Raw genomic sequence first — 19,997 nt, 5'->3', positions numbered from 1 at the left:
GCGACCTTCGCTGGATAGCAAAAGCCTTTACCTCAATCATAGCATGGGTAGACCTACATTTTCAAAATGAATCCATTTGCTAAAAAGCAGGATTGTGTGAACAGCTGGAAATGACGGGACTTTCTATTGAAAATACATTACAATATGCATAGGATAAGTACAAAAGCGCAGGGTGCCTGCTTAGATGCGACAGGCATAAGACGGGTCGATGGCGTGGCGGTCTTTGCCACAGAGTCGGCTTGACTTTCAAGGAACACAGTCTAAGTTCGCCGCGTCCCGCGGCAACGACTGCGTGACTCACATCCTGTGAGCCTCCAAGCATCTAGCGCCCCGAGCCTAGACGGATAATCTCTTTGTACTTACTTTTACACAGTATGAGGGATTGTATGGTTTATTAATATAATAAGAGAAATGTAAGCACCTTATAATCAGATAAGTAAACGTTAGAAGTCAGTTATCTCGGAGGAGGTGCTGACTTTTATCTGGATTCAGTCGAAGTTCAAAATCTGGCTGAATCCAGGTAAAGGTTTGTAGAAAGAAGGCATGCTAAGTGAAACAGCAAGTGATGCGATGCGGCCTAGGAATAACGGATAACGCTCGTAAAGGAATGGCCAAGTTTACAAAGGATGAGCACGCTTTTTTTGCGATGCAAGACGCATTTGATATACATATTGAAAAACGTCCGACCAATCGACAAGGCAATATGTCGTTTTCCTTGTTCTTTGATAATGATACGAATGATGTATTAGCGAAACGACTTGAGGGTAAAGTGGCCGTCATGGAATGTGTGTATCAGCACGATGGTTTTCTGGCAACAGGTTTTCATGTGAGAGGCCGCAAAGAGGTTGTCCGCACAAATCGCCGCCTTCCAATACGTCTAAAGTTTCAACTAGGTCGAAATAGTGGGGCGACGATGCCTGTTGAATTGTATACAAGTCTTCGTGAGCTACCAATTGCCGAGGAACGATCGGAATATGTAAAGAAGCGGATTGCCAGTTGGGAAGGGTATTTGCGCATTCAAGAACGCAATGCAGATGTCGCAGATGTGACGTCGGCTTTTTCGCGTGCGAGTTTTAGTGAAGATTTCAGCAAATTACGGCTTACCTGCAGTGGTTTGAAGGCCGCGGATTGGCGTGCCATTAAAGGGTTTAGTGCGAAAATGACAGGGGCTTCACAGGACATTGGAAACGTTTTGAATGCCTATCAATCGAAGGGGATTGTCGAGATTGAGCTCAACCGTCACTATAAAGAGCTGGCTCGTCAAAATAAATGGCACCTCAAATCGCATAAGGAAGTGACGTTCAGCAATTTCGCGGAGCTGAGCCAAGTACGGCGTTTGCGAAAAGGCTTCAAGGATCTACAAGATGGCTTGGCTGCCAATGCTAATCTTGAAAAAGTCCTGTTTGAAGAGCGCCCGACTGTGCGTATTTCAAATAAACAGCCCCAACTCGTTTTTCATAATACATTAAACAAATTTCAGAAAGAAGCGGTCACGGGCGCCATGACCTCTCATGATCTGTATGTCATTCAAGGACCACCAGGAACGGGCAAGACGACCGTTATCTCCGAAATTTGTCACCAGAACGTCAAAGCCGGATTGCGCACACTCGTCGCATCTCAAGCGAATTTAGCGGTAGACAATGCGCTCGGTCGATTATTGTCGCATCAAGATATTCGGATTTTGCGCTATGGACGAACAGAGAGCATTGAAGAAGAAGGCAAAAAATTTATCGAAGAAAATGTGGCGCTTAATTGGAAAAATCAGACGCTAGCGGCCGTCAATGAACAACTGCAGTCTCATTCCGAAAGAGCTACGCAGCTGGACGAGGATATTCGTTTTTGTGAAACTGAGTTACAAGATTTGCAGCAGGAATTGGATACACTTGCAGAGAAAATTATCTTGAAAAAAGCTGCCCAAGAAGAGCAGGCGACATGTACAAAGGAGCTCAATGTGCTGACGAAAAAGCTAGAGCGTCTAACTGTAGAACGTGAGGCACTCATTAGCAAACAAGCAACGCTCGAACAGACCGCTGCTGAAATAGCAACAACTCGCCAGTACATTGAACAACAGATAGAAGCGCAAGACATGAGCGCGCAGACGATTGCACAAATGGAGCAGTTAGCGCAGCAAATAAAAGAACTGCAAAATACCATTAGCTATCGACAAACGCTCCAACAGATACAAGATACAGAACATTCGCTGGCTGCGATTCAACAAGCACGCGAAGTAAAACAGCACACGCTCGACACACTCCATGCCTTTTTGAACGAGTTAACGGTGATTGTCAAATTGGATGAGCTGAAAGAGCAACTAGTAGCTTGTGAAATTGTACCGCCAATAGCAATCAACCAACAAATCACCTCATTGGAACGTCAAATTAGTGACATCCAATCGAATCAGTCAATGAATGCCTACAGTGAATGGCAAAGTCTTACAGTTCGGCTGTCGACGGCAATTGCGAATATCGAAGGATTATTGAAGAAACACGGATTTTTGTACCCTTCTACGCAGCGAGGACTCAATCATAAATATACGTCAGTAGCGGATATCCATGGCATGATTGACCAAATCGGGCGCTTTTTAATTGCACCGAAGACGAAGAGTACGTTGGAATCTAGAAGTTATTCGCCTGAAAGGTATGACTATCTTGAAAAAATAGCCATCGCGTTAGAAATGCTACGTGAACGTCGATCCTATGCGAAAGGCCAAAGTGCTGCATTCGAACAACAAAATCAATTGCTTCAACAATCCAAACAGCTATTTACAGCGATAAAAACCGCAATGGGCGAGTATGTGCAGCAATCGATTTCTAGTTTAGAGCAAGAAAGGACCGTGATGGAACAAGAGGCGGAACAGCGTCAATTGGACTGCCAACAACACCAACAAACAAGTGCCAATTTCCGGGCATTACTCGATACTGTCGATGAAACGACGGCGCTGTATATGTTGCAGGAAGAGTTGGCGTCTAAAGAGCAAGTCTATGCGGAACATCAACAAGCTAAGGCTACGCTTGATCGTTCTGTACAGGAGTTAGAGGCGATTCATAGCGATGCAGAAGAGACGGCCAAACAACTGGAACAGACGATTTCGACACTTCAAGCAGTGAGCGAGGAGAGTCAATCGTTACAAGAAGCATCTGCGAAACAGCAAACAGTGCTTGCTGAATTGGCGGACATACTGCAACAAAAGCCAGAGGAAGAGCGTCGACAGGCACTTCATGCATTCGAAGCCATATCAGATCAACTCCAAACATTGGCAAAGGACAAAGAGCGGATGCCGATTACACATGCGTTGCAACAACAATGGTTAACGCTATTAACAGAGGCCAATGATTATGATTTGGATGAAATTCGTAAGCTCTATGTACAACATGCCAATGTTATCGGTACAACATGTGTCGCGTCTGCACGGCGTGATTTTATGGAAGAGTATCCGACATTCGATGTGGTCATCATCGATGAAGTGTCAAAAGCGACTCCTCCCGAATTGCTACTGCCGATGCTAAAAGGGAAAAAGATTATTTTAGTCGGCGATCATCATCAGTTACCGCCACTCGTTGGACAAGAAACGTTAGAGGAGTTTCTGGAGGAAATCGATAATCAACAAGAGAAGAAAGAATTTAAACAACTGTTAAACGAATCGTTATTTGAGCGTCTTTTCAGAACGTTACCTAAACAAAATAAGACGATGCTTGGGATTCAATACCGGATGCACGAAAGCATCATGCAAACGATTACGCCCTTTTACGAAGAAGGGAATTACAGCTTGCAATGTGGCTTAACAGATTCGGATGCCGCACGGGATCATTTGCTGACCTCTCGCTATATTAAGCGCAACGACCATCTTCTGTGGTTTGATATGCCAAACAAACCGGCATACTTTGAAGAGAAAGTGAAGGGCGGTACAAGTCGCTTTAACCAAGCCGAATTGACGATGATCAACAAGCTACTCGTCGATTTAGATGACGCAACGAATCGAGCGAAGCAAGAAGGACGCATGGAGCAAGAGGCTAAAAAGAGTGTCGGCGTCATAAGTTATTATGGGGAACAAGTGAAGCGTATTGACCGCTTACTGCAACACGAACTCATGCCAGAACATTTGCATTATCGAACAGGGTCCGTAGATAAATTCCAAGGGATGGAAATGGACGTCATTATTTTGAGCTTCGTACGAAATCATGAGGAGAAGGGCGGAGACATCGGCTTTGCACGGGATTATCGTCGCTTAAATGTCGCCTTGTCACGTGCGCGTGAATTGCTCATTATTGTCGGCAGCTCGGACATGTTTACCGTGCGGACCAAACACCAAAGTTCGAGGGACATGTACGGACGTTTATTGGCAGATATTAAACAGAAAAATGGTTTTAGAGCGTTTGAAACATATGGTAAATTGTGAGAGAGTGGGGAACGAGCGCAATGAAGGAAGTAAAGCAACGATTGACGAGGGAACTTCAGCAGGACTTCAATGTGAAAATCATGGATACGTTGGCTTGGGGAGTTCCCGTTCATTCCATCGACATTGCATTCCAGACGGTTAAGCGCACAACAATGGATATTCTCATGAAAATGATGTTACTTGCTTTTCAAAAAGGATCGATTGCAACAGCAACTGAACTTAGTGATATGTTGCTCGTTGAACAGCTCTTCATTAATGATTTAATTGACAAAATGACGAGAACAAAGATGATTGACAAGATCGATGATGTTTTTACGTTGACCGATCTAGGGGAGCAACAGCTGGAGAAGGGGATTTTTGAACATGAACCCGAGGACGCTAGTCAAACAGCCTGTTACAGTCCATGCCATCAGTCGTTTTTGACAGGAGATGTAGAAGAACTGTCCTCGGAAAAACAAGAACTGTACCGCTATCAGCAGGAATTTGCGGATTGGACAGTGAAGTCGCTAGCGAAACTAGATGCAGTCGCTGCCTTACAATCGCTCGGCATTGAATCGAGTGAAGGCAATTTGCAGATCGTCATTTCTAAAATCGTCTCTGCAACTACAGTCCAAACCGATACCGTACCTTGCTTGGAGTTTCGACTGTATAATCAGGCGGAAGATGTCTTATACGCACGCATTTGGAATACACTAACCAACCAGTGGGACGCAACGCTTGAAGCGCAAGTTAATGATAAAGAGCGGAAGAAATGGCGCGAAGATTATTTCTCTGAATTCAGCAAATTTTTTTGTACTGAAAGCGAAGCGTCAGCTACAGAAAACCTTCACTTCCATAAGTGATGGGATGAATGCACGTGCCCTTACTGTTTAGTGAGCGTTCGAAATCCAGCTGAACCCAGAGAAAAGCCTCCGGCGGATGTCACGGATTTTTTAAGGGGAGCTTTTCGAGCTCGAAAAAATCCAGACGCAATTACACGCTGGGGCGTAATTGATGAATAGAGATACACCGTAGTAGGGGAGCTTGTATAAAGCCCCTAAGAATGGAGTAGGTGAGCGAGATGAAATCAATAACTGTTGAAGCGTTAATGACGAAGTTTTCACTGGAAGTACTAACTGGACAAGACCAACTTCATCGTATCATCCTAAAATCCGAGACACGCCGTCCTGGACTAGAATTTATCGATGACTTTGCGTTTATCGGGATGGAGCATATTCAAATTTTAGGGAAAAATGAAATTAACTATTTACATACACTGAGTGATGAGGAATGCAAAATGCGGATTGGCAATATTGTGAAGTACAATCCACCGTGTATCATTATTACATGGCAGCAGGAGGAGCCTGTGGGCTTACTGCAATACTGTGCAGAGGAAGGCATTCCTGTATTGCGTACACGGGAAGCAACGAGTATATTTAATCCGAAGCTCGATGCGTATTTAGTGAAGACATTGGCGGCTGAAATTGCGATACATGGGGTTTGTGTCAATGTGGCGGGCATTGGGATCTTATTACGAGGCAAGTCAGGGGTCGGGAAAAGCGAAACGGCACATACATTGATTGGTAAAGGACATCGACTTGTGGCGGATGATATTGTCGTGCTCAAAAAAATCAGTCCACAAGTACTGTTAGGTACCCACGATGGGAAGAATAGAGAATTTCTTGCATTGCGCAGTGTCGGTCTGTTGAATGTCGTGCGTTTATATGGACGAACAGCTTTTCAAGATGAGACGCGTATTGTACTCGATATCGAACTGACAAAATGGCAGGAAAATGCTTTAAACAATGAGTTGGAGCTGGAAGAGAAGTTTGTGGAATATATGGGCGTGAAAGTGCCACATATTCAAATACAACTGCAACCAGGGCGCGATGTCGCAGGGTTAATCGAAGCGGCGGCGAATAACTGGTACTTGAAACAAGAAGGCTATAGTGCAACAGAAGAGTTTATGCAACGTATAGAAGCGGAAATTGCGGATGCGAGTTCGGAATAAGAAATGAGTGGTAGGAAAAGGGTAAGTAAACGAAACACGTCTCAGCCAGGAAAGAGAAGGTTGAGACGTGTTTTTGTTTTTTCGAGATATAGTTAATCTTTCATACCGTATTTTACCGTATAACTGTCCAAAGGTTTATTCATTTTATCTTGAATGAATAGTGCAGCGGAATGGAGTTTGTCTGTTTGGATATTTGTTTGAATCCCCATACTCGTTAACATGTAATGGAGATCGTCGGTTGCTAAATTTCCCGAAGCACCCGGGGCATACGGACAGCCACCTAAGCCACCTAGCGAGCTATCAAATTTTGTGATTCCCATCTCTAAAGAAGCCAGGACATTTGCCATCGCAGTCCCACGTGTGTTATGGAAGTGCATAGCGATTTTCTCTTGTGGATAGCGTTTGAGAAGCGCTTCCAACACAATTTGAACATGTACCGGATTCGCGACGCCAATTGTATCACCCAATGATAGTTCTTCTATCCCCATTTCAAACAAAGAATCTGTTAGTCGAATGACTTCATTTATGTCGACCTTGCCTTCAAAGGGACAGCCAAATACAGTTGACAGATAGCCTCTTACCGATTTGTGATTGGCAATCGCTTCACGGGTAACTTCGGCTAATACAACCTCTGTTTCTCTAATTGTCTTGTTGATATTTTTCTTATTATGCGATTCGCTCGCTGAAAGAAAAACGGAAACTTCATCGATTGGACTATCCAAAGCACGGATTAATCCTCTCATATTAGGCACAAGTGCTGCATAAGTCACGTTGGGAGCTTTTTGAATCCCTTTCGCCACAATCTCTGCATCAGATAATGCAGGAATCCATTTCGGATTAACAAAAGAGGTCACTTCTATATAATTAAGTCCAGATGAAGAAAGCTGGTTGATCCATTCGATTTTGTCTTTTGTAGGGACAAACGTACTTTCATTCTGTAAGCCGTCTCTTGGCCCTACCTCTCGAATATGCACGCTAGTAGGGAATCTACGTACCGTCATGTAATGATAATCTCCTTTCTCTTAAAAACCGAATAAGGCCGTCATAATCCAAGCCGAAGCGTAGAACACCATAAACTGTACACCTGCTCCAATACCAAGAATACGATTTAACAGACCACCAACAGCTGCTACTGTAAATGTCAGAGCAATACCGACAAATTGTGCTTCATGAAAAGCAAGCAAACAAGCCAATCCGATGAACATGGCAACAATGGCTTCTTGGCTCACAAATTTCATGACAATGACAGAAGCTTTTCGTGCATAGTTCATAGAGAAAGGATAAGCAATGAGTGAAGCAACGATCAGACCGATTGCGCCGTACAGGAAGAAATCCCATGATGTCAAGTACGTATGCAAGTTCTTGACAGGCTCCACAGTGAAAACGGGTGGTGCATTGAACAATGGGGAAGCTGGGCCTAATGCGACAGGGCTTAATGGAATCCCGAAAGCAATTAACGGAATAATCGCTTCTGCGATATAAGTAGATTCCGTCACACCATTCATGACAGTTAAACTCGTTGTTGATTTTTTATAAGCACCTTTTGTGCGTGATCCTACAACTTCGCCCATTAAAGATGTCATACCGACCGGGCTAAAAACAAATGTTAAGGAGGAAATAAATGTCGTAATTGCTGTGAAAAACTTTTGTCTGCCTGTGAGTATTTTCAACGGGTTGGGAAAATACCCCTTCCATGCCTTCGTTTCAGGAGCTAGATGGTACTCCTTAGGCTTGCTTCTTTCAAGTGCGCGTTTAGCGCTGGATGACGTAGCAAATAAAAGATCAGCAAACATAGGGCCAACTGCTATTCCTAGGAAGAAACTGATCGATAAATGTTTATCTAATAGCGTAAAGCTCATCAAGTCCAAGCTTTTAATAAAGAAAGCAAAAGGAATAATCATTAATACGCTAACCCATTTACCTTTTGAGAAATAGGCAATTAATAAAGCCGCGAGCGTGAATATTATTCCGGCCGATGATTTGAAGAAATCAGCAAACTGACCGAGAAATTGTCCTAATAACACCGCCGTTGGTAGGGCGATGAAAGCGCCGATAATGCCGCCAGAAATCATCTTTCTTAGGGCAACATGGGGCATCCCCATTCTTCTTAATGTTGTCGCGTGGTCCAATAATGGGACTGCAGTTGTGTCACCCGGAATCCCCATCAATGCCGTTGGAACAGCATGCGTTAGATGTTTTGCGAGAACAGCAGCCATGAAAAACGAAAAAACAGCTGCTGGCGGAGCGCCCAATAAGATGACTAATAAAGTAAGTGGCACCATGATTGCTGTTTCGTCTGTCCCGGAAATTAATCCAATCAATGAAAAAACAATCGCTCCAATTAAAGCAAATAAAATGGCGGTTACGAGTAAACTCATTTTTTCTGTTCACCTCCAAGAGCTCTGAAATGCTCTAGCACACCAAGGTCCTCTAACTCTTTTCTTGTGATAGGGTCATTTTCGATTAAAGCCAATTCTTCCTGCACATCCAATTGTAAATCCTCGAAAATTTCTTTCATGCTTTCAACTGAAGTTTCTTCTTCGATTAATACTCGTTTAGGCTTAAATACAAACGAACAGAATAGTAGAGATAGGACAGTCCCCGTAATACCAAGAAGCAAGGAATAAGAAGCTACCATATTCTCGCTGGCGATCGATGGGAAAAACCGAAGACCTACATTATAGGCGCCTAAACTGACGGCAATATTGATTAGAATGGATAGGAGTAACTGATTAGGTGCAATCGTATCGCCTAATATTTCTAAGTACTTTTTGTGAGTGGACTCGTTATTCGAAGTTCCATTCGGCTGTGGTTGCTTACTAGACAATTTATTCACCTCTTTGAATGGCTTTAGTGATTTCCAAAATACGATCATAACGAAGGTCTTTTTCTGCTACAGCTTGGGCTACAATCCGGTCGACTTCTGACTTATCGGCACCAGCCATAACAGCTAAATTTCTCGCATGAAGAGACATGTGACCTCTTTGAATGCCTTCTGCAGATAAAGCACGCAAAGCGGCGGCATTTTGTGCTAGACCTGCTGCAGCAATACAACCTGCAAGTTCTGTTGCAGAATGTACGTCCATTATTTTTAAGGAAGCCTGTGCGACAGGGTGGGTTTTCGTTGCACCGCCAACAATACCAACAGCCATTGGAAGTTCAATAGACCCTGATAAGTTGCCGTCAGCATTTATTTCCCACTTTGTTAAAGACTTATAGAGTCCGGAAATAGATGCGTATGCATGCGCTCCTGCTTCAACCGCGCGTGTATCATTTCCTGTAGCCAATACAACTGCCGAAATCCCATTCATGATTCCTTTGTTATGAGTTGCGGCACGATAGGGATCAAAGTCCGCAAACTCGAAAGCGCTTACAATGTTTTCCACGATTTTTTTACCACCAAGTGCTTCTGCCGAAAATACCGCTCTTGCACGAACTAATCGACGATCAGCTAAGTTGGAAATGATCCTTAGTACAACTTGGCCACCTGTAATGGATTCAATCGTCGGCGTAACGGATTCAGCCATCGTGTTAACGGCATTTGCCCCCATAGCATCTTTAGTATCAACAATGAGATGGATGACAAGCATTGTTTGATTCGTCGTTGGAATAATATGCACTTCTAAATCTTTCGCTCCGCCACCTAAAGAAACTAACGTTGGATCTTTCTCATTACAATGATTCAAAATCTCATCTTTATGTTCAAATATCTTCGCTCTTGCTGCATAAGGATCCGCAACATTCAGTACTTGAATTTGTCCTCGCATAATGGTTCCACTCATAGATGTGAAGAATCCACCATGCTCATATGCCGCTTTTGCTGCATTACTTGCGGCAGCGACAACAGATGGTTCTTCAGTTGCCATCGGAATGAATGTATCTTTTCCGTTCACTTTAAAGTTTGTTGCAATGCCAACGGGAATGCTGATTTGTCCCACAACGTTTTCAATCATTGAATCTGCTAAATCCATAGATAGCGCTTGATCGCCGGATAGATAGGTTACTTCATCCTCTGATAAGTCGCGTCCCTTCGTAACAATATCGAATCTTTCCTTAGTTGATAAACGATAAAATCCTGGAATTCTAGTACTTGTCATTCGAAACACCCCTTATTTTGTGTAATGGTATTCAACTTGGTTGAATACCATTACACAAAAGAGTACACGATTATCGTTGGATTGTAAATACTTAAAATATTTTTCATTCAAAATACATGAATCTTTCAGAAAACAAATCATTTAAATTGGGAGAACATGATTTACTTGGGAGGGGAGGAGGATTGTGCTGTAGGTCCAGAGAGGCGTGGAAGGTCGGCACGCACTTTCCGCATATGTATTACAGCGAGTCGACCTGAATGAACATCGTTAAGACTTTTGCTTCGGTATTGTCAGTCGAAAGAAAAATATGAGGAACATTGCCCTCGAAGTACGCACTATCGCCTTGTTCTAAAAAGTGTAATTCACCATCATAATAAAGATTGATAGAGCCAGAAAGTACATAAATAAATTCATCTTCCGCATGTGTAAATGGTTCTACTAATTCTGCCTCAGGTAAGACTGTGACAATGACCGGTTCAATTTTGCTGAAATGTGGACGTTTTGCCAATGTTTCGTACATATAACCGATATCTTTATCTCCGACCTTGACGGTTCGTTCTTTACTTCTTACAATGGACATTTTGTTTTGTGTATCTGCTTCCAAAAACCAAGATAAAGGCGCATTTAACTCTCGTGCGATTCTGGACAACGTTGCTACAGCAGGTGCAGCTTGTCCGTTTTCAATTTTTGAAATATGACTTTTTGTCAAATTGCATTTTTCAGCCAGTGCCTGTTGCGTGAGTGCTATATTTAATCGAGCTTCTTTTACTTTCTTACCAATTTGTTGAAGATAAATTGTACTCTCCTCCTATAATTAAAAGAATTGCATCTAAAATCAAAGTATACTATATCTTAGCATTAGGCAACTACGCGATAAAGTATTTAGAATAGTTAGTGTAATGTCGTGATATAACTATATAAATGGAACTAAATAATATTCCTAACAACGCTCGGCGCTTGCGGATGCCTCCCGCCATAAGCCAGGCAGAAAACCACTGCTAGTCTTACGGTTTCGGCGACCGCATGTAAGGCGCCTTCGTTGGAGAGGAGATGAATATCATAAGTTCAACCTATATATGCTTGGTGATTAATCATTTACTTGCATAAGACATTGATGAAAAATGCTTTACATCTTTGTTTTCACTGAATCACTTTCTCCTGTTTGAGGGACAAGTGCGTCATTGCTAGATATACTCGTTTTCATAATGCTGTAGCGAATTAGTAGCTGTCGCGTCCCTTCTTCACTTGTAGCAAGGCTTAGGCTTCTTAATATAGAAAATCTAGTAGGAAGTGAATTTTCCTCCAATAACGGCAGAAAAGACCATTGCAAAAGCTTCAGCGGCCAAAATTGCATCTTTGGCCGCCGCTCCACGTAAAGAGTCGACGACTCATTCGTCCCTAAAAGCATACGCACTTTGTATCTCCATGTCTTTGGAAAGCGGCGGGTGAACAATAACCATATGATTATCGAAGTCGCATCCCTACACATAGAAACATCCTGATAATCGTATAGAAATTGTTCAATCCGAAGCAATCCGAAAGCAATTGTATACAGAGTGCCTAGAGAATAATTTAGTTCTTTTTTGGCTAATCACCAGACGTGACCTATATAGTTAGAAAAAACACTCCCTGTTTGAAAACGATTTAGTAAAATACTAAATTCGATACAGGGAGTGTTTTTCTCGATTTTGGTGGTTTATTTGCGAAGGGGAGGCTTATTGAACTTCTGCAATAATGCCTGCTTCGTCATCTAATACTAATTTTATGGCGGCAGCGAAAGGGTCTTCGTTTAAAAACTCTTTCAGCCAAAGACGCAATGCCGCAATCATATCTGCTGTGTCGAAGAATTGCTGTTGTCCGTTGACGTAAGCTTCCGCAGAAAATCCCCGATCATCTTCATACATCAGCTCCACTTCGACTTGTTCAGGTAAGACATACTTTTTGCGGGCATGATAAAAGCAAATCGCATTTATCACATCTTGCTCAGGGATGATTAGTTTTTCCATGGTTCGCTATCCTTTTTCTTCTTTTTCAACATTGTAAACACCTTGCGAATAATGACGATTAAAAAGACAATCGCTAACATATTGATGGCAAAGCCTAAAATCGAACCGAGCATACCCATGTTCGCAAATAAGCTACCGAATAGTAATCCAGCGAGTCCACCGACTAAGAGCCCTTTCATCAGACCGCCGCTTTTTTTATTTGTAGCAGTAGAGGACTTCGTTGTTGACGAATCATCCTTCTTTTTTTCGATATTCGATTTGTTTACCTTACTATCACTGGTATTGGTGTTAAAACTTTTCTTTCCTGATTTGTACCCTTTCGCTTCAGCAGTCGTATAGTCATTAAAGATAAAGTTGCCAATCGGCGATACGACAAGTGTGAGTACAAGTAAAACAGCTACTAATTTTTTCACTTTCAAACCCTCCATCAATTTGGTACGAAATTTTACAAGAACGTACATACCATTCATACATTCTATACTATTTACGTTGAAAACCAAAGAAAGTTTCATTTTTTTTTGCCATGTATTCGATGTTCGAAGATTACTCAGATATATGATGGGAATTGTCTTTGAATTGCATAATTTGAGTAACCAACATGTTATGATGACAGTTGAAAAGGGGATAGAAGCACGGGTTGCAAGTGCTTGTAAATACATATTGGAGGCGAATGTATGAATATCGTACGCGGACAAAAAGTCGATATTACGAAAAATACAGCGATTACGGATATTGTTGCTGTGTTGGAATGGAAAACGGCTAACACAGAAATGGAAATTGACGGGGCGGCGTTCTTACTAGATGAAAGTGGACGTTGTAAAAACGATGAGAGCTTTATATTTTATGGACAACCATCGAGTATAGATGGCTCCGTAAAGCATTTTGGTGCTACAAATGGGAAGAACGAAATCCACTTTTCCTTGAACAAAATTCCGATGGCTACTCAAAAAATCGCGCTTACCCTAACAATCCATGAAGGCGAGAAAAAGGGGCAAAGTTTCGACGTAGTTACTTCTGCTAGTTTACTGGTGAAGGATCGTATGAGTGGGAAAGTATTGTTGTCATTTATGTTTGGGGAAGAGCTACAACAAGAGACTGCCATTGTTGTAGGCGAATTGTATCGTCATAATGGCGAATGGAAATTGAACGCCGTAGGAAGTGGCTTCAATGGGGGACTACCTTCTTTATGTAAGAATTTTGGGTTGGAGGTTACAAGTGAGCCAGTCGCTCCAGCACCCATTGAGAAAAAAGAAGAAGTGAAGCCGTTAGTCGTTACCTTGAAAAAGCAAGAAACCATTTCGATAAAGAAAACAGCTAAAGTCGTCGCAACACTGGAATGGAAAAGCAAAAAAGATTTGGATTTATACTGCTTCTATGTCCTGAAAGACGGGACGGAAGGAAAGGTTTACTATAAAAGTCTAGGAAGCACGAATAAGCCACCATTTATCACGTTAGATGGAGACGCACAAAATTCCGGAAAAGAGACGATTACTGTCCATAATCCATCACAGCTCAATTATGTTTTATTTGCTGCGTATAGTGCAATCTCCAATGGGATTGGCAGTTTTAAAGCGATGAAAGCAAAAGCGATCGTTGACAATCAAATGGGACAAAAAATCACATCTCCTTTGTTTGAAAATAATAAGTTTGCTTATTGGGTAGCGATTGCCAAATTGGATTTTACAGACAAGCACGAGATGAAAGTCAGTCATGTGGAAACGTATTCAAAATCCGGCACAGAACGATCGCCGCTATTGTATAAAGACGGGACTTTTAAAATGAATGTCGGACCTGAAGAATTTAAGTGAATGATTTAAAAAGGTAAACAACTAACCCCCACTGCGACATCAGCGCAGTGGGGGTTAGTATCTGTTAAATGAACTTCAATCGATATTATGCAGTCGTCATCTTTCTAGTACGAATTTTATAAACGACAATTAGGAAAATAAACCATACTGGTGTAAAGAACAAAGCAATACGTGTGTCTTCGGCTAGTCCTAGCACAACAAGAATGAATGCAAGGAAAGCAAGGATTAAGTAATTGGCAACTGGGAAAAGTGGCATTTTAAATTTACTTGCTTTCGCCAATTCTGGTCTTGTTTTACGGTATTTCAAATGACAAATGACCGTGATGCCCCAAATCCAGATGAAGCAGACTGTAGAAATACTTGTAATGAGTGTAAACACACCTTCTGGCATGATATAGTTCAAGACCACTGCGACTAGAATAACAGCTGTGGAAAAGAATAATGCGTTAGAAGGAACTTTCTTAACCGTTAGTTTAGCGAGCGGTATCGGCGCATGGTTATCTTTAGCAAGTGAGTACGCCATTCGGCTTGTACTGAAAACCGCACTGTTACAAGCGGAAGCTGCAGAAGTCAAGACGACGAAATTGACGACACCCGCAGCAGCAGCAATACCAACTGCCATAAAGACGCGAACGAATGGGCTTTCTGCCGGATTGATCGCATTCCATGGGTAAATACTCATAATCACTACTAGTGCACCGATGTAGAAAATTAAAATCCGTAGTGGGATATTATTGATAGCCCTTGGAATAACTTTTTCAGGATCTTTTGTTTCACCCGCCATTAAACCGACAAGTTCCACACCCGCAAATGCAAAAACGACCATTTGGAAGGATAGGATAAAGCCCGTCATGCCGTTCGGGAAAAACCCGCCATGGCTCCATAGATTGGAGAAGCTTGCAGTACCTGCATCCGTTGTAAACCCTTTGAAAACCATATATGACCCAACAACAATGAGCGCTATAATCGCAATGATTTTAATTAAGGCGAACCAAAATTCCATCTCACCAAAAAGTTTCACCGTAGCAAGGTTCATTAACAATAAGATAATTAGAGCGATTAAAGCTGGCATCCATTGTGGAACGTCTGGGAACCAAAACTGAATATATAGACCAACTGCTGTCAAATCCGCCATTGCGATTGAGATCCAGCAGAACCAATAAGTCCAGCCTGTTATAAATGCCGCCATATTTCCTAAATAATCTTGTACAAAATCTACAAAAGAATGATATTCCAAATTTGATAACAGTAGTTCTCCAAGTGCGCGCATAATTAAAAAACAAATTACCCCTGTAATCATATAAGCGAACAAAATCGAAGGCCCTGCTAAATGAATCGATTTACCCGAACCTAGAAACAATCCAGTTCCAATTGCGCCCCCAATGGCAATTAATTGGACGTGCCTGTTTTTCAGCCCTCTATCTAATTTCTGTTCCTGCATATGAACTCCCACTCTCTGCATCTGCTGTTCTAAGATGTTTGCAAATATACTAATTTTAATAGTAAATTAAAATTAGTGAATTGCAAATAAATATCCTAAATAAGATTCTACCACAACTCATTAAAAAAAGCGCTTACATTTTAGAGAAAAGTAAATAATTATGAGGAAGGTCATTGTCGTAGCTTGAGAATAAAGAGAATTAACTATTCATATTAAATTAACCGTTATTTCACTTTAATATGAATAGTTAGAATTTAATAATAAATAATCGTTTCATAAATGTTCCTGCCGGTGGTAAGCGTCAATAGGGACAAATAGCCCGACTTTTCCGTATGAGTCATGTTCCAAGGTAGCAAATACAATGCCGATGACTTCGCCTTGATGATTGAGTACGGGGCTTCCGCTATTGCCGCGATAGACGGGTGCTTTCATCATTACAACGGGCTCCTCCCAATCTTGAAGTTGTAAGTAGTCAATGAGGGTCCCTTCATTGGCGATGCCAGTAAAGTACAATGGATTCCCGATGAAATAGATGGGTTCGTCGGCCGAAAAGGTTGTCTCGTTAGCAAGTTGCAAATAAGGAAGGTCGTGTCCATCTATTGTTAATACAGCAAGATCGATGGCGGGATAGCTCTCTACTACTTTGGCAGTAAAGCGCCCTTCGTCTGGGAAGGAGACTGTCACTTGGTTGTTGCCTTCAATCACATGGTAGTTCGTTAAAATGGTGCCGTCAGCGGAAATCGAAAATCCCGTTCCTTTGCTATTGCCAGCTGTAATGACGACAACCGATTTTTTATATGTCTCAATATCTTCTTGTGCCGACAAGCGAGTAGACGTCTTGACAAATTCAATGGCTGGGATGGAATAGATTTCAAAAATGATGGCAAATGTATTGACAAACAGCACGATAGCGACAATCCATAGTACCCATTTTGGAAAAGGTTGTTTCGGTTTTCGCCGCGTATGTTCCTGTGCATCTCGGAGAAGCGCTTCTTGTTGTGCTTGTAACACTAATTCTTGCAATTCGTCGTCATCTATTTCTTCTTGTGGATTCAAAAGGGTCACTTCCTTTGTGAGTAGTCTGACAGATGATAGCTCTTCTTATTATACATGAGGTGTGTTCAACTTCTTGAAGGAAGTGTAGCATGGTATGATAAAAGAAAATAGGATGAAGGGGGTGCTAACATGAGCAAATGTACAATTGACCATTCATTGGAAGCAGTTCGGGAAAAGTTGGAGGAGCAACGTGCGTTTTTGCCGGCAGATGTGTATGAGAACTGTGCACGATTTTTAGCTGTAGAACGAGAGCAGTTGACGCTGAATGAGGTTTTTCATTTATTGAAAAAGTACGATTTGGCTTCGGAAGAAGTGAGAGAACAACGAAATGCAGGCTTGCGAAAGTTCGTATGAAAATGCAAGGTTCCAAAAGAAGTTGAGCTTGTTTTGGAACCTGCACATTTAAGAGGATATACGCTTTGCTAAAAATACATAGACAAACCAATAAATAAAGAGCACTTCAATAGGGATCATAACAAGCATTATGGGCCGGTAAAGATGACCAAGTGAAGCTACATTCAATAAAAGCAATTGAATAATTGATAGGCTCAGTAGCAACTTTTTGAAAGAATTCTTCATGGTAACAGTTGCGATAGGGTAAATACGAGAATGGTCATTGAGCATATGTTGTAAAGGTAGTAATTGATAGCCTGTGAAAAATAGGACCGGGAAAATAACGAGCCATCCATACATAGGTAGGAAATACACGATGGCACAACCAATCAAGGTTAACCGTACATACAGGCGATAAAACTCATTCGACCGACTAAATAGGAGTGCAAATAGGTAGCCATAAGCAGATGACTGTTTATGAGCTACCCCTTTTTTAAGCACCCAACTGATCAGTTTTCGGGGTTTAAACGAATGCTTGAGGTGAGGGACATCCGTATATAGATGAATAAACGTATAGATTTTTGTTAACGCGCGTTCCTCTTGATACATTAAAAAATCCCAATTAATCCTCTTTGGATGACTGTTGAATATGTGAAACCAGAGAACATAATGGGCGAGTAGCAAGATCCCAGCGATTGTCCACACATCGATAAATAAAAAATAAAGAATGATGCTGAATGATAAAAAACGAATCGATCTATGTGTAAGCAGTTGAAATCGGGTCGTTAGCCATTGCTCAATCCAAGTGAGTCGGAGATTTAAGACGAGTAGGCCAGCAAGCAAAATCAGGAATATCCCGTTCATAAACACCTCTTCTCGAACGAGAGGACGTATAAAAAGTAGTACAATAAAAAATTTCAAGCCATCTATCCATGCGCTATAGATGAACGATTTCTTGAAATAGGAAGAGAACTTTGCTTCGGCAGGAGGTAGAAAGATTGTATCTGCTTTTTTAAGAAATGTTCGAACGTGGGTCTGTAAAAAAATCCAGGCAGTGAATAGAGCTGCGACTAGTTCTGTAGGAAAATCTGGCGGTAAACCTTCAAGGGTTTTTACATAATAATAAATAAAGGCACTTCCAAAGAGGATGAAGGAATACAGCACACTCATGGCAATAATTGAAAAGTATCGAATGATGTCACGATAAAAGGCTTTGAATCGTTTGTTCCATAGTAAGTTGCTGTCCATTTTTTCACCCTAACTTTCTTTCATTCTGTAACTACGTTCTACTTGTGCATTACAAACTCCTTTAGAAATAGAAGAAACTTTTCGTGAAAATGTATCATCGTATTCTTCCGCTAGAAAAGCAGAAGAGGCGCAAGATATGAACCTGTATTATCGAGCAAAAATTATCAGCCATTATTGACTAGATGACTGAAGAAACAATCTATTCTGCCGATAGTGTATATAAGAGAACCTGTGCAATCTTATATGCGAGAGGGTGAGAATGTGAAGATTAATGGCAGTCCTGCTTATGTGAAAATGGTTCAAGGATTGATTGATCATCAGAAAAAGGCGTTTGAAGGTACGTTAAAGCCTAACAATAGGTTATTTAAAAATGAAACTCCTGAGCAACCTCCTGAAATACAACAACTGCGTAAATTATTGGAAGATAGTAAAAGAGGAGTAGAGAAGTTAGCTGCTGATCAAACAGCGAAGAAAATTGCGCGTGGTGAAACAATAACCGAGGAAGAAAGGGCAAAATTGCGAGCGACAGATCCTGAAAAGCTACGAAAAGCGGAGGAAGCCAACGAGAAGCGCGCGTCCGTTAGTCGGCGGTTAGCACGTGCCAAAACGAAAGAAGAGGCGGCAGCAATACTTGCCGGTGAAAAAGCAATGGCCTTCACGATTTATGATAAAGGTGATCAGGTACTCGGAGAATTATATTTAGAAGCTGTTGGAAAAGCAGAAGTCGATTATTATCAAGGAAAAAAATCTAAGCCTGCTACACTAAGAGATATCAGCGATGTGAAACAAGAACGCTTATTTGATATACGCTTGTAACTGATGAACCATTTGCGTGTCCTTTCCATATGTATAGAAAGGAAAGGGGCGGGTAAGGTGATTTCATCGGTAACAATTGATATTGAAGGGCGTTCATTCACGGCGGTGACAGTCCGTTTGCCCAAAACAACATTGTTAACAGTCTCGAATGATACGGGTTATATTATGTGTGGCGCATTAGATGTTGGGCTACTCAATACAAAATTACATGATCGAAAAATTATTGCGGGGCGAGCTGTGGGCGTGAAAACCATTGAGCAATTGCTCAAAGCCCCGTTGGAATCTGTCACGTTAGAAGCAGAACAGCTTGGCATTCATGCAGGAATGGTTGGCGAACAGGCTTTGTTAAAAATGGTTTAACAACCAGGAAACATCTTCCCAAGAGATTGTATAATTGGGAAGGTGTTTTTTCTTTTTATTAAGGAAGTTATAAAATCTCGTACTGTGGATAAGTTAGCCTATAGATATTTCTCATCTAGGCTCCAGCGTCTGTTCTGGGGCTCGGGTCGTTTAGGCCTACAGGATGTAGGTCATGCAGTCGTTGCCACAGGAAGTGGCGTTTTTAGACTGCCTTCCTCTTTACCAGTAAAGGCAAAAGCGCCTTAATCTTCAAGCCCTCCGACGTACAGGACGTACTAGTGCCGACGTTGCCGCAGGACGCGGCGAACGGAGTCGGCCAATGCCTGTCGCCCCAGAACAGACGCTTGCGCTTTTGTTCTGTCGGTTATCGTATTTTTCATGCTTATTGAACTTTAGCAGTGCCTGGCATCTGCCTATGAAATTAGGGTATAATAAGTTTCTAATGA

At 41.8% G+C, this 19,997-nt stretch carries 17 protein-coding genes; 7 read left to right on the top strand and 10 right to left on the bottom strand.

Features of this window, described 5'->3' with window-relative positions:
• Positions 1 to 550: 550 nt before the first annotated feature.
• From MKY34_RS15500 to hprK, 3 genes are all read left to right on the top strand, one after another.
• Positions 551 to 4,396 (top strand): AAA domain-containing protein, encoded by a 3,846-nt coding sequence (locus tag MKY34_RS15500; RefSeq protein WP_342512025.1) that lies wholly within the window; start codon positions 551 to 553, stop codon positions 4,394 to 4,396.
• Between the two features lie 20 nt (positions 4,397 to 4,416).
• The gene (locus MKY34_RS15495; protein ID WP_342512024.1) at positions 4,417 to 5,238 is read left to right on the top strand and encodes a hypothetical protein; all 822 of its coding nucleotides are present in this window, start codon (positions 4,417 to 4,419) and stop codon (positions 5,236 to 5,238) included.
• Positions 5,239 to 5,456: 218 nt separating this feature from the next.
• Complete coding sequence (gene hprK / locus MKY34_RS15490) at positions 5,457 to 6,386, top strand: HPr(Ser) kinase/phosphatase (RefSeq protein WP_342512023.1); 930 nt, start codon at positions 5,457 to 5,459, stop codon at positions 6,384 to 6,386.
• 92 nt (positions 6,387 to 6,478) lie between these two features.
• Here the strand turns inward: hprK and MKY34_RS15485 are convergent, their stop codons facing one another.
• From MKY34_RS15485 to MKY34_RS15455, 7 genes are all read right to left on the bottom strand, one after another.
• Complete coding sequence (locus MKY34_RS15485; RefSeq protein WP_342512022.1) at positions 6,479 to 7,387, bottom strand: hydroxymethylglutaryl-CoA lyase; 909 nt, start codon at positions 7,385 to 7,387, stop codon at positions 6,479 to 6,481.
• A gap of 21 nt (positions 7,388 to 7,408) precedes the next feature.
• On the bottom strand, positions 7,409 to 8,764 hold the full coding sequence (locus MKY34_RS15480; RefSeq protein WP_342512021.1) for a tripartite tricarboxylate transporter permease: 1,356 nt from the start codon (positions 8,762 to 8,764) through the stop codon (positions 7,409 to 7,411).
• Positions 8,761 to 9,213: a hypothetical protein gene (locus MKY34_RS15475; protein WP_342512020.1), complete on the bottom strand. Its 453-nt coding sequence runs from the start codon at positions 9,211 to 9,213 to the stop codon at positions 8,761 to 8,763. The genes MKY34_RS15480 and MKY34_RS15475 overlap by 4 nt, the downstream gene beginning before the upstream one ends.
• Before the next feature lies 1 nt (position 9,214).
• Positions 9,215 to 10,483 (bottom strand): hydroxymethylglutaryl-CoA reductase, degradative, encoded by a 1,269-nt coding sequence (locus tag MKY34_RS15470; RefSeq protein ID WP_342512019.1) that lies wholly within the window; start codon positions 10,481 to 10,483, stop codon positions 9,215 to 9,217.
• A 238-nt stretch (positions 10,484 to 10,721) separates the two neighbouring features.
• Entirely contained in the window at positions 10,722 to 11,264 is a 543-nt protein-coding gene (locus tag MKY34_RS15465; protein WP_342515280.1) for an XRE family transcriptional regulator, read from the bottom strand.
• 934 nt (positions 11,265 to 12,198) lie between these two features.
• The gene (locus MKY34_RS15460; protein ID WP_342512018.1) at positions 12,199 to 12,489 is read right to left on the bottom strand and encodes a YxcD family protein; all 291 of its coding nucleotides are present in this window, start codon (positions 12,487 to 12,489) and stop codon (positions 12,199 to 12,201) included.
• Complete coding sequence (locus MKY34_RS15455) at positions 12,477 to 12,902, bottom strand: hypothetical protein (protein WP_342512017.1); 426 nt, start codon at positions 12,900 to 12,902, stop codon at positions 12,477 to 12,479. The genes MKY34_RS15460 and MKY34_RS15455 overlap by 13 nt, the downstream gene beginning before the upstream one ends.
• A gap of 261 nt (positions 12,903 to 13,163) precedes the next feature.
• Here MKY34_RS15455 and MKY34_RS15450 point away from each other — a divergent pair, with 261 nt between their 5' ends.
• On the top strand, positions 13,164 to 14,297 hold the full coding sequence (locus MKY34_RS15450) for a TerD family protein (protein WP_342512016.1): 1,134 nt from the start codon (positions 13,164 to 13,166) through the stop codon (positions 14,295 to 14,297).
• 85 nt (positions 14,298 to 14,382) lie between these two features.
• On the opposite strand, the gene MKY34_RS15445 is transcribed toward MKY34_RS15450, so the two are convergent.
• Both MKY34_RS15445 and MKY34_RS15440 read right to left on the bottom strand, forming a co-directional pair.
• Positions 14,383 to 15,738 carry an amino acid permease gene (locus MKY34_RS15445; protein WP_342512015.1) on the bottom strand — a complete coding sequence of 452 codons (1,356 nt, stop codon included), beginning with the start codon at positions 15,736 to 15,738 and terminating at the stop codon, positions 14,383 to 14,385.
• A 273-nt stretch (positions 15,739 to 16,011) separates the two neighbouring features.
• Positions 16,012 to 16,803: a serine protease gene (locus MKY34_RS15440; RefSeq protein ID WP_342512014.1), complete on the bottom strand. Its 792-nt coding sequence runs from the start codon at positions 16,801 to 16,803 to the stop codon at positions 16,012 to 16,014.
• A gap of 120 nt (positions 16,804 to 16,923) precedes the next feature.
• Between MKY34_RS15440 and MKY34_RS15435 the strand changes: the two genes are divergently transcribed.
• Positions 16,924 to 17,148, top strand: a complete 225-nt coding sequence (locus MKY34_RS15435; protein ID WP_342512013.1) for a hypothetical protein — start codon at positions 16,924 to 16,926, stop codon at positions 17,146 to 17,148.
• 48 nt (positions 17,149 to 17,196) lie between these two features.
• Here the strand turns inward: MKY34_RS15435 and MKY34_RS15430 are convergent, their stop codons facing one another.
• The gene (locus tag MKY34_RS15430) at positions 17,197 to 18,375 is read right to left on the bottom strand and encodes an ABC transporter permease (RefSeq protein ID WP_342512012.1); all 1,179 of its coding nucleotides are present in this window, start codon (positions 18,373 to 18,375) and stop codon (positions 17,197 to 17,199) included.
• A gap of 261 nt (positions 18,376 to 18,636) precedes the next feature.
• Here MKY34_RS15430 and MKY34_RS15425 point away from each other — a divergent pair, with 261 nt between their 5' ends.
• Positions 18,637 to 19,191: a hypothetical protein gene (locus tag MKY34_RS15425; protein WP_342512011.1), complete on the top strand. Its 555-nt coding sequence runs from the start codon at positions 18,637 to 18,639 to the stop codon at positions 19,189 to 19,191.
• A gap of 57 nt (positions 19,192 to 19,248) precedes the next feature.
• A complete protein-coding gene (locus MKY34_RS15420; RefSeq protein WP_342512010.1) occupies positions 19,249 to 19,551 on the top strand; it encodes a DUF1805 domain-containing protein in 303 nt (100 codons plus the stop codon).
• Positions 19,552 to 19,997 lie beyond the last annotated feature (446 nt).

This window comes from Sporosarcina sp. FSL K6-1522 (assembly GCF_038622445.1).
Classification (GTDB): domain Bacteria; phylum Bacillota; class Bacilli; order Bacillales_A; family Planococcaceae; genus Sporosarcina.
The sequence above is the reverse complement of the archived record's forward strand: the minus strand, read 5'-3'. Positions and strand labels throughout refer to the sequence as shown.